The organism is Parahaemophilus parainfluenzae (assembly GCF_001053575.1).
Classification (GTDB): domain Bacteria; phylum Pseudomonadota; class Gammaproteobacteria; order Enterobacterales; family Pasteurellaceae; genus Haemophilus_D; species Haemophilus_D parainfluenzae_S.
The window spans coordinates 1-8,915 of the sequence record NZ_JVSL01000027.1 but is presented as its reverse complement, the minus strand read 5'-3'; the positions used below and the strand labels follow the sequence as shown (position 1 = coordinate 8,915).

At 40.1% G+C, this 8,915-nt stretch carries 8 protein-coding genes and 1 tRNA gene; 7 read left to right on the top strand and 2 right to left on the bottom strand.

Features of this window, described 5'->3' with window-relative positions; all coding sequences use genetic code 11:
- The first annotated feature begins 2 nt into the window (after positions 1-2).
- Positions 3-1,187, top strand: a complete 1,185-nt coding sequence (tuf, locus tag AC979_RS05535; protein ID WP_049365036.1) for an elongation factor Tu — start codon at positions 3-5, stop codon at positions 1,185-1,187.
- A gap of 149 nt (positions 1,188-1,336) precedes the next feature.
- Here the strand turns inward: tuf and AC979_RS05530 are convergent.
- A tRNA-Sec gene (locus AC979_RS05530) sits at positions 1,337-1,431 on the bottom strand.
- Between the two features lie 72 nt (positions 1,432-1,503).
- Between AC979_RS05530 and selA the strand changes: the two genes are divergently transcribed.
- Genes selA through AC979_RS05515 form a run of 3 tightly spaced genes read left to right on the top strand, consistent with a single transcriptional unit; the run spans position 1,504 to position 5,652 of the window.
- The gene (gene selA / locus AC979_RS05525; protein ID WP_049373246.1) at positions 1,504-2,886 is read left to right on the top strand and encodes an L-seryl-tRNA(Sec) selenium transferase; all 1,383 of its coding nucleotides are present in this window, start codon (positions 1,504-1,506) and stop codon (positions 2,884-2,886) included.
- On the top strand, positions 2,883-4,742 hold the full coding sequence (gene selB, locus AC979_RS05520; protein ID WP_049373244.1) for a selenocysteine-specific translation elongation factor: 1,860 nt from the start codon (positions 2,883-2,885) through the stop codon (positions 4,740-4,742). The genes selA and selB overlap by 4 nt, the downstream gene beginning before the upstream one ends.
- Before the next feature lie 7 nt (positions 4,743-4,749).
- Positions 4,750-5,652 (top strand): RsiV family protein, encoded by a 903-nt coding sequence (locus AC979_RS05515; RefSeq protein ID WP_049373242.1) that lies wholly within the window; start codon positions 4,750-4,752, stop codon positions 5,650-5,652.
- Between the two features lie 28 nt (positions 5,653-5,680).
- On the opposite strand, the gene tusA is transcribed toward AC979_RS05515, so the two are convergent.
- The gene (gene tusA / locus AC979_RS05510) at positions 5,681-5,920 is read right to left on the bottom strand and encodes a sulfurtransferase TusA (protein WP_049373241.1); all 240 of its coding nucleotides are present in this window, start codon (positions 5,918-5,920) and stop codon (positions 5,681-5,683) included.
- Positions 5,921-6,035: 115 nt separating this feature from the next.
- On the opposite strand from tusA, the gene AC979_RS05505 reads away from it, so the two are divergent.
- Genes AC979_RS05505 through hemG form a run of 3 tightly spaced genes read left to right on the top strand, consistent with a single transcriptional unit; the run spans position 6,036 to position 8,627 of the window.
- Positions 6,036-6,647: a YigZ family protein gene (locus tag AC979_RS05505; protein ID WP_049373239.1), complete on the top strand. Its 612-nt coding sequence runs from the start codon at positions 6,036-6,038 to the stop codon at positions 6,645-6,647.
- A 10-nt stretch (positions 6,648-6,657) separates the two neighbouring features.
- Positions 6,658-8,121 (top strand): TrkH family potassium uptake protein, encoded by a 1,464-nt coding sequence (locus AC979_RS05500; RefSeq protein WP_049373238.1) that lies wholly within the window; start codon positions 6,658-6,660, stop codon positions 8,119-8,121.
- On the top strand, positions 8,121-8,627 hold the full coding sequence (hemG, locus tag AC979_RS05495; RefSeq protein ID WP_049373236.1) for a menaquinone-dependent protoporphyrinogen IX dehydrogenase: 507 nt from the start codon (positions 8,121-8,123) through the stop codon (positions 8,625-8,627). The genes AC979_RS05500 and hemG overlap by 1 nt, the downstream gene beginning before the upstream one ends.
- Positions 8,628-8,915: the final 288 nt, after the last annotated feature.

Below are 8,915 nucleotides of genomic sequence, written 5' to 3'. Positions count from 1 at the left end.
AAATGTCTAAAGAAAAATTTGAACGTACAAAACCGCACGTAAACGTGGGTACAATCGGCCACGTTGACCACGGTAAAACAACTTTAACAGCAGCAATCACAACTGTATTAGCAAAACACTACGGTGGTGCAGCTCGTGCATTCGACCAAATCGATAACGCGCCAGAAGAAAAAGCGCGTGGTATCACCATCAACACCTCACACGTTGAATACGATACTCCAACTCGTCACTACGCACACGTTGACTGCCCAGGACACGCGGACTATGTTAAAAACATGATTACCGGTGCGGCGCAAATGGACGGTGCAATCTTAGTAGTAGCAGCGACAGATGGTCCAATGCCACAAACTCGTGAACACATCTTATTAGGTCGCCAAGTAGGTGTACCTTACATCATCGTATTCTTAAACAAATGCGACATGGTAGATGACGAAGAGTTATTAGAATTAGTAGAAATGGAAGTTCGTGAACTTCTTTCTCAATATGATTTCCCAGGTGACGATACTCCAATCGTACGTGGTTCTGCATTACAAGCATTAAACGGTGTTGCAGAATGGGAAGAAAAAATCCTTGAGTTAGCAAACCACTTAGATACTTACATTCCTGAACCAGAGCGTGCAATTGACCAACCGTTCCTTCTTCCAATCGAAGACGTGTTCTCAATTTCAGGTCGTGGTACAGTAGTAACAGGTCGTGTTGAGCGTGGTATCATCCGTACTGGTGATGAAGTTGAAATCGTTGGTATCAAACCAACATCGAAAACAACAGTAACTGGTGTTGAAATGTTCCGTAAATTACTTGACGAAGGTCGTGCAGGTGAAAACATCGGTGCATTATTACGTGGTACCAAACGTGAAGAAATCGAACGTGGTCAAGTATTAGCGAAACCAGGTTCAATCACTCCACACACTGACTTCGAATCAGAAGTTTACGTATTATCAAAAGATGAAGGTGGTCGTCACACTCCATTCTTCAAAGGTTACCGTCCACAATTCTATTTCCGTACAACTGACGTAACTGGTACAATCGAGTTACCAGAAGGCGTGGAAATGGTAATGCCTGGTGATAACATCAAAATGACAGTAAGCTTAATCCACCCAATCGCGATGGACCAAGGTTTACGTTTCGCAATCCGTGAAGGTGGCCGTACAGTAGGTGCAGGCGTTGTTGCGAAAATCATCAAATAATTGATGTATTAACTGTAACAAGTTAGATTAAGAAGGCGTATCGAAAGATACGCCTTTTTGTTTGCCTAAAATTCAGTGAAATTATAATGAAAGTTCAAATTAAACATGTGAATGTTAGGGAGAGAGAAATATTCTTTGGAAGAAAAGAGTGGCGGAAGGTCATGGGAGTTGAACCCACCCGGGAACGCTGGCGTCCCCAACAGGATTTGAAGTCCTGCCACCTCACCGGAGATGACGACCTTCCGTTATTGAAATTGCGGTTACTTTAGCGTAAATTAGTTCGCAATTCAACGCCATTTTGAAATAGGAATTAAAAATGACCGCACTTTTTCAACAACTTCCTTCGGTAGATAAATTTTTAAAAACACCAGAAGGTGAAATGCTTTTAACCGAATTTGGTCATTCAGCTGTCGTGCGTGAATTGCGCCAATTATTGTCTGAAGGGCGCGAGTTTATTAAACAGCATCAAAATTTACCGCACTTTTTTGCCGATCACCTAAGTACATTGCATTATTTACAAGAACGATTGACTCAACAAAATCATGTACAAATTAAATCAGTTCATAATTTAACGGGCACGGTATTACATACAAATTTAGGGCGAGCATTATGGGCTGAAAGTGCACAACAAGCGGCACTTCATGCGATGAAAGGTAATGTTGCACTGGAATATGATTTGGAAGAAGGCAAACGTAGTCATCGGGATAATTATATTAGTGAGCTACTTGCACAACTCACAGGTGCAGAAGCTGCTTGTATCGTTAACAACAATGCAGCTGCTGTGCTCTTGATGTTGGCCACCTTTGCAAAAGATAAAGAAGTGATTATTTCTCGCGGGGAATTAATTGAAATTGGCGGAGCATTTCGCATTCCAGACATTATGGCTCAAGCAGGCTGTAAACTTGTTGAAGTCGGAACCACAAACCGCACACATTTGAAAGATTATCGTCAAGCAATCAATGAAAATACTGCTTTCTTAATGAAAGTACATTGCAGTAACTATCATATTAGTGGATTTACCGCTTCGGTTTCAGAACAAGAGTTAGTTGATCTTGGACGAGAGTTTGATATTCCAGTGATGACGGATCTTGGTAGCGGTGCATTGATTGATCTAAGCCAATATGATTTACCGAATGAGCCGACGGTGCAAGAAAAAGTTGCACAAGGCGTAAACTTAGTGTCATTCTCGGGCGATAAATTATTGGGTGGAACACAAGCCGGTATTATCGTCGGTAAAAAAGAGTGGATTGCTCAGTTACAAGCTCACCCATTAAAGCGCGTGTTGCGTTGTGATAAAGTGATTTTAGCCGGGCTTGAGGCAACATTACGCCTTTATCTACAACCCGAAAAACTCACAGAAACGTTGCCAACTTTGCATTTGCTCACTCAATCAATGGATGTATTAAAAGAAAAAGCCGAACAACTTAAAGCCTGTTTAGCAAATCGTTTAAAAGATTATCATGTAGAGATTGAAGAAAGTTTTGCTCAAATTGGGAGTGGTTCCCAACCGATGGCGACGATTCCTTCTATTGCGGTAACGATAGCTGAAAAAACAGAGGCAAAATTGACCGCACTTTTAACGGTATTCAAAGCGTTAGAACAACCAATAATCGGTCGTGTTGAGAAAGGAAAGATTTGGTTAGATTTACGTAGCGTGGCTGACTTTAAGGCATTATTAGATACGGTGGAAAAATTATGATCATAGTAACATCAGGGCACGTCGATCATGGTAAAACAGCCCTTTTAAAAGCACTGACAGGTACGAATACCGCCCATTTGCCGGAAGAAAAAAAACGTGGCATGACCATTGATTTGGGTTATGCCTATTTACCTTTAAAAGAGAAAGTACTTGGGTTTATTGATGTACCTGGCCATGAAAAGTTTCTCGCCAACATGTTGGCCGGGCTTGGTGGTGTGCATTATGCCATGCTTATTGTTGCAGCCGATGAAGGGATTGCCGCACAAACTAAGGAACACTTAGCGATTTTGCGTCAGCTTCAATTTACTGAAATCATGGTAGTGATTACCAAGGCTGACCGAGCAACAAATGAGCAAATCGAGGCTCTAAAAAAACAAATTCAGACAGATTATCCATTCTTAGCTGAATCTCATTATTTTATTACATCGGCACAAACAGGCTTAGGAATTGATGCGTTACGTGATTATTTAGCCAATTTACCGGAATTAGCTGAAATAAATAAACCATTTCGTTATGCCATCGACCGTGTCTTTAGCGTGAAAGGGGCGGGTACAGTGGTAACGGGCACAGCATTTGCGGGTACAGTATCTATTGATGATGAACTCTTCCTTTCTACGGGACAAAAGGTTCGCGTTAAGAATATTCATGCTCAGAATACGCCGAGCGAAAAAGGCTTGGCTGGTCAACGCTTAGCGCTCAATTTAAACATTGATTTAGATCGTATTCCAATGCAGCGTGGCGATTGGTTGTTAGCCTCAGAACCACTTGAGCCAACTGATCGTATTACCATTGAAATTACGCCTGAAGTGAATTTGAAAGATAGTCAACCTGTGCACATTTATCATGCAGCAAGCCGCACAACAGGTAAGCTTACCTTGCTTGAAAGCAAAAATGCAATGAAAAATGACTGCACTTTGGCGGAAGTCATTTTAGAGCAGCCATTATTTTTGGCCTTTGGGGATAAATTAATTTTACGTAGTGGCGATGCAAAAGTATTAATTGGTGGGGCGAAAGTACTCGAAATTTATTCACCAAAACGTTATAAGCGTACAGAGGCTCGTCTAGCGTTCTTGGCTAAACTTAATCAGGCTAAAACCGCCACACAACGCATCGGATTGACCTTACAAAAAGAGGCGGTTTCAGCTCAAGCGCTAATGTGGAGTGAGCAGCTAACTGAAAATCAACTGGCAGAAGCGTTGGCTGAAAACGGTGATATTCGTTTCCAAAATTGGTGTTTTAATCGTGATTATCAACGTGAAAAAATGCAGCAAATTTTGACCGCACTTGCTACCTATCATGAACAACATAATGATCAGCTTGGTTTGAGTAAAGCCCGCTTGTACCGTATTGCGACACTAAACCAACCAGAAAATCTGATTTATCATTTCATTGAAGAAATGCTTGATGAAGGCCAATTGCAGCAAACTCGTGGTTGGTTACATTTGCCTTCACACAAAATCCAATTTTCAGCTGAAGAGCAAACATTATGGAAAGCGGTGTTAGCAGAATTTGAAAAGGCGCATGGACAAGCCATTTGGGTGCGTGATATGGCAACGGCATTGGCGCAAGATGAAAGTGTAATGCGTAATTTTATGTATAAAGCGGGTAAGCTAGGTTACCTCACGCCAATCGTAAAAGATCGTTTTTTCCTGACAGAGAGCATTTATGCTTATGCTCGCTTAATTAAGGAAATGGCAGGCGAAGAAGGTAAAGTTGCCGTAAATGAATTACGTGATAAGCTTAATTTTGGTCGAAAACTGACAGTGCAATTGATGGAATATTTTGATCGCACCGGCTTTTTACGCCGTAAAGGCAATGATCATATTCTACGTGATAAAGACACATTTGATTTATAGGTAATACATGAAAAAGACATTCATTTCAGCCTTAATTTTAACTGCACTTTTTACGGTAACAGGTTGCGAAGATAAAGAAGCGAAAGCAACGATTGAGCAACAAACACAGACAATTGCGCAACTGACGGCAGAAAATACGCAATTAAAAGCTGAAAAAGAGAAGGCGGAGAAGGTTATTCCGGCAATTATTGCTCAAGATGATGTGATTTTTGATAAAGAGGAAACCATCAAATACCCTAAATCGACCAAAGAAGATGAATATGTCCCTACTGAAGGTAAACTTCATTACAGTATTTCTACACTAAAAACGAATATTGAGTGGCTAGATAAACTACTTTTAGAGCAAATTTCAAAAAATGCTGATGGTAAACCAAGAAGCCGCGAGCAGCTTATTGAGGATTACCAAAAAGCATATGATGAAGCTAAAAAAGAAATGTTGGAATCTCCAATAATGGGGATTGATGAAACCTTAGAGTTAGCATTTAGTCACCAAAGAGGTAAGCTTGCTGTATTTTTAATAAACTATTACAGCTATGGTGGTGGCGCTCATGGAGTTGGTGGTTATCATTATCTTAATGTTGATTTAGAAATGAAAAAACTACTTTCATTTGATGATGTTTTTAAACCAAACCAGCAAGCTAAATTAAAAGAGTTGCTTTGGGAACGTTACACTCGATATGGTGAGGTAAAGGATGAGGAAGCATTTACATCAAAAGACGCTTTTGAAGTGACCGACAATTTCTATTTAGATCATGATGGAATTCATTTTGTATATAACGTGTATGAAATTGCGTCTTATGCGGAAGGACCACAGGAGTTGGTGATTGAGTGGTGGAATGCCTCTGCGTTATTGAAGCCTGAATTTCTTCAGAAACAGTATTACCCTGTTTCGAATAATTCGGCAGAATAACAAAATGCGGTCAATAATGGCCGCATTTTTATTGGCCTTTTTTCACCCAGTATTTAAAAGGGGGGTCTTGGGTTTCACTCGCTAAAAGCGTATGTTCCATAAATTGGCAGAAGCTGGGAATATCGCGAGTAGTGGCAGGATCGTCCGCTAAAATAAGCAATACTTCACCTTCATTCATGTGGCGGATGTTTTTTCTCACAAGCATTACAGGTTCAGGACAACGTAAACCAACGGTATCAAGGGTTTTATCGACAGTAATTTCAGTCATTGTTATTCATTAGTTTTATTGAAATTGAGCTACATCATACAATAATTATGGGGAAATTTCGATAAATCCGCTATCAATGATAAACTACGCAACAAATTTACTTGAATAATATTCCATGGCTGAATACCTTATCCCCAAAAGTACGGTCGTTTTTGAAGAAGAAATTAAGAAAAGTCGATTTATCACGTATTTGCAACATACGGAAGGACTTGAACAAGCCAAAGCTTTTTGGACAGAAATTAAAGCGCAGCACCCTAATGCCCGCCATCATTGTTGGGCATCAGTGGCCGGCAAGCCAACGGATTCTCAACAATTAGGCTTTTCCGATGACGGTGAGCCAGCAGGCACTGCAGGGAAACCGATGCTATCTGCTTTGCTAGGTAGTCAAATTGGTGAAATTAGTGCCGTTGTTGTTCGTTATTATGGCGGTATTTTATTAGGCACTGGCGGTTTAGTTCGTGCTTATGGAAATGGTGTGCAGCAAGCTTTAAAATTATTAGAAACTGAACGAAAAGTAGAACGTCAGTTATTCCAAGTTCATTGTGATTATGCACAATTAAATTGGATCCAAATTTTATGTGAACAACATCAAATTGAAATTTATCAGCAAGATTTTCAAGTGCAGATTACATTGCAGTTAGGCATTAGTGAAGATCAAATTAAACCTTTTGAACAAGCATTAATTGAGCGTTCGGCAGGAACGTTGAAATTAGAAGAAATGAATTAAGCGAGATATTGTGCATATTTTATCCATTATTCGGATTATCGGCATTTTAATTATGTGCTTTTCCGGCACGATGCTGATTCCAGCCTTTGTGGCGCTTATTTATGGCGATGGCGGCGGTAAAGCGTTTATGCAAGCTTTTTCATTGAGCTTAACCGTGGGCATGTTGCTTTGGTGGCCTTGTCATCACCACAAACAAGAATTGCGATCTCGTGATGGTTTCTTAATAGTGGTGGCATTTTGGTTCGTTCTAGGTGGGCTAGCAACCTTGCCATTGCTATTATTTGATTCCCCCCATTTAACAGTGGCTTCCGCCGTGTTTGAGGCATTTTCTGGGCTAACAACCACGGGTGCTACCGTCATGACGGGATTAGATAATTTACCGAAAGCCATTCTGTTTTATCGCCAATTCCTACAATGGTTAGGCGGGATGGGGATCATCGTACTTGCGATTGCGATTATTCCTTTATTGGGTATTGGCGGAATGCAGTTATACCGTGCAGAAATGTCAGGCCCAATGAAAGATCAGAAAATTCAGCCTAGGATAGCGGAAACGGCAAAGGCATTGTGGTTTGTTTATTTCTTTTTAACCATGTCTTGTGCTTTGGCTTACTGGCTAGCGGGTATGACACCGTTCGATGCGATTACGCATAGTTTCTCAACCGTATCTATTGGCGGCTTTTCTACGCATGATGCTAGCATCGGGTATTTTAATAGCTCAGCGATTAATTTTATCACCGTCATTTTCCTGTGGATTTCGGCTTGTAACTTCGCATTGCACTTCAGAGCATTTTCGACCTTAGGACGAGAAAATATTTTGAAGATTTATACAAAAGATCCAGAATTCCGCTTCTTTATGAGTATTCAAATTTTGCTTATCGTGGCTTGTACATTGGTAATGATAGGCCATCAATATTTTGATTCCTCATGGCAAGATTTTGAACAAGTAGTATTCCAAGCCGTATCGATTTCAACGACGACTGGTTACACCACATCAAATTTCGTTGAGTGGCCTTCTTTTGTGCCAATGTTATTAATTATTGCGTCTTTTATTGGGGGCTGTGCGGGATCTGTTGGTGGCGGTTTGCGTGTTGCACGGATTTTAGTGTTATACCTTCAAGGTGCGAGAGAGCTGAAGCGATTTGTTCACCCAAATTTAGTGTATCCAATTAAATGGGGCAAAAATGTCCTTGATGAACGTGTGATTGGGAGTATTTGGGCCTTTTTCTCTGCATATCTATTGGTATTCACTATTTGTTTGTTAAGTGTGATTGCCTGCGGTGTTGCACCTTTTGATGCCTTTAATGCAGTGTTGGCAAGTATTAATAACCTTGGACCAGGCTTAGGTTCAGTAAGCAGTAATATGACAGCGATGCCAGATAGTGCTAAATGGGTACTAACTATTGCGATGGTGTGCGGTCGTTTAGAAATCTTCACACTATTGGCGCTCTTCACACCGGCATTTTGGAAGGAATAATGAAAACATTAATTTTATATTCAAGCCACGATGGGCAAACAAAAAAGATTGCTGAATTTATGGTTCAGTATCTTGAAGGAGAGATAGTAGTTTCACCGCTAACGGAGGAACTGGATCTTCAATTTTTTGATCGGGTGATTATTGGAGCATCCATTCGCTATGGTCATTTTAATAAACAGTTATACCATTTTGTAGAACGCCATCATGAATTGCTGAATACAAAAAGTGCGGTCTTTTTTGGCGTAAATTTGACCGCGAGAAAAGAAGGAAAAGATACGCCAGAGGGAAATGCCTATGTGTGTAAGTTCCTTCAACGCATAAAATGGACGCCAGCAAAAGTAGGTGTATTTGCAGGTGCATTGTTATATCCACGCTATAAATGGATTGATCGTGTCATGATCCAATTGATTATGAAAATTACAGGTGGTGAAACGGATACGACCAAAGAAATTGAATATACCGATTGGGGAAAAGTAAAGACATTTGCAGAAAGCCTGAATTTGTAGAATAAAACACCATAAAAATTGTGTTTTTTAGACGATTTGATTAAAAGATCTTCAACCAAGAAAAAATTTACATTTTTTTACAAAAAGATCTTGCAAAGGCATCTGAAATGCCTATAATACGCCCCACACAACGACGCGCTGTTGTGACTCTTAAGAAAAACCAGTGCGTCGTTNTTTTTTGCTCTTTAACAATATATCAGACAATCTGTGTGGGCACTTGTTGATTGACTTGTTTTAAAAATATTTTTTAATTTTGAAGTCTTAATAGGTGCTAACTAGAAATTCATA

What these genes read in the sequence shown, in the direction of transcription:
- tuf (WP_049365036.1), top strand. Translation starts at nt 3, where the DNA reads ATGTCTAAAGAAAAATTTGAACGTACAAAACCGCACGTAAACGTGGGT.
- selB (WP_049373244.1), top strand. Translation starts at nt 2,883, where the DNA reads ATGATCATAGTAACATCAGGGCACGTCGATCATGGTAAAACAGCCCTT.
- AC979_RS05515 (WP_049373242.1), top strand. Translation starts at nt 4,750, where the DNA reads ATGAAAAAGACATTCATTTCAGCCTTAATTTTAACTGCACTTTTTACG.
- hemG (WP_049373236.1), top strand. Translation starts at nt 8,121, where the DNA reads ATGAAAACATTAATTTTATATTCAAGCCACGATGGGCAAACAAAAAAG.
- tusA (WP_049373241.1), bottom strand. Translation starts at nt 5,920, where the DNA reads ATGACTGAAATTACTGTCGATAAAACCCTTGATACCGTTGGTTTACGT.
- AC979_RS05505 (WP_049373239.1), top strand. Translation starts at nt 6,036, where the DNA reads ATGGCTGAATACCTTATCCCCAAAAGTACGGTCGTTTTTGAAGAAGAA.
- selA (WP_049373246.1), top strand. Translation starts at nt 1,504, where the DNA reads ATGACCGCACTTTTTCAACAACTTCCTTCGGTAGATAAATTTTTAAAA.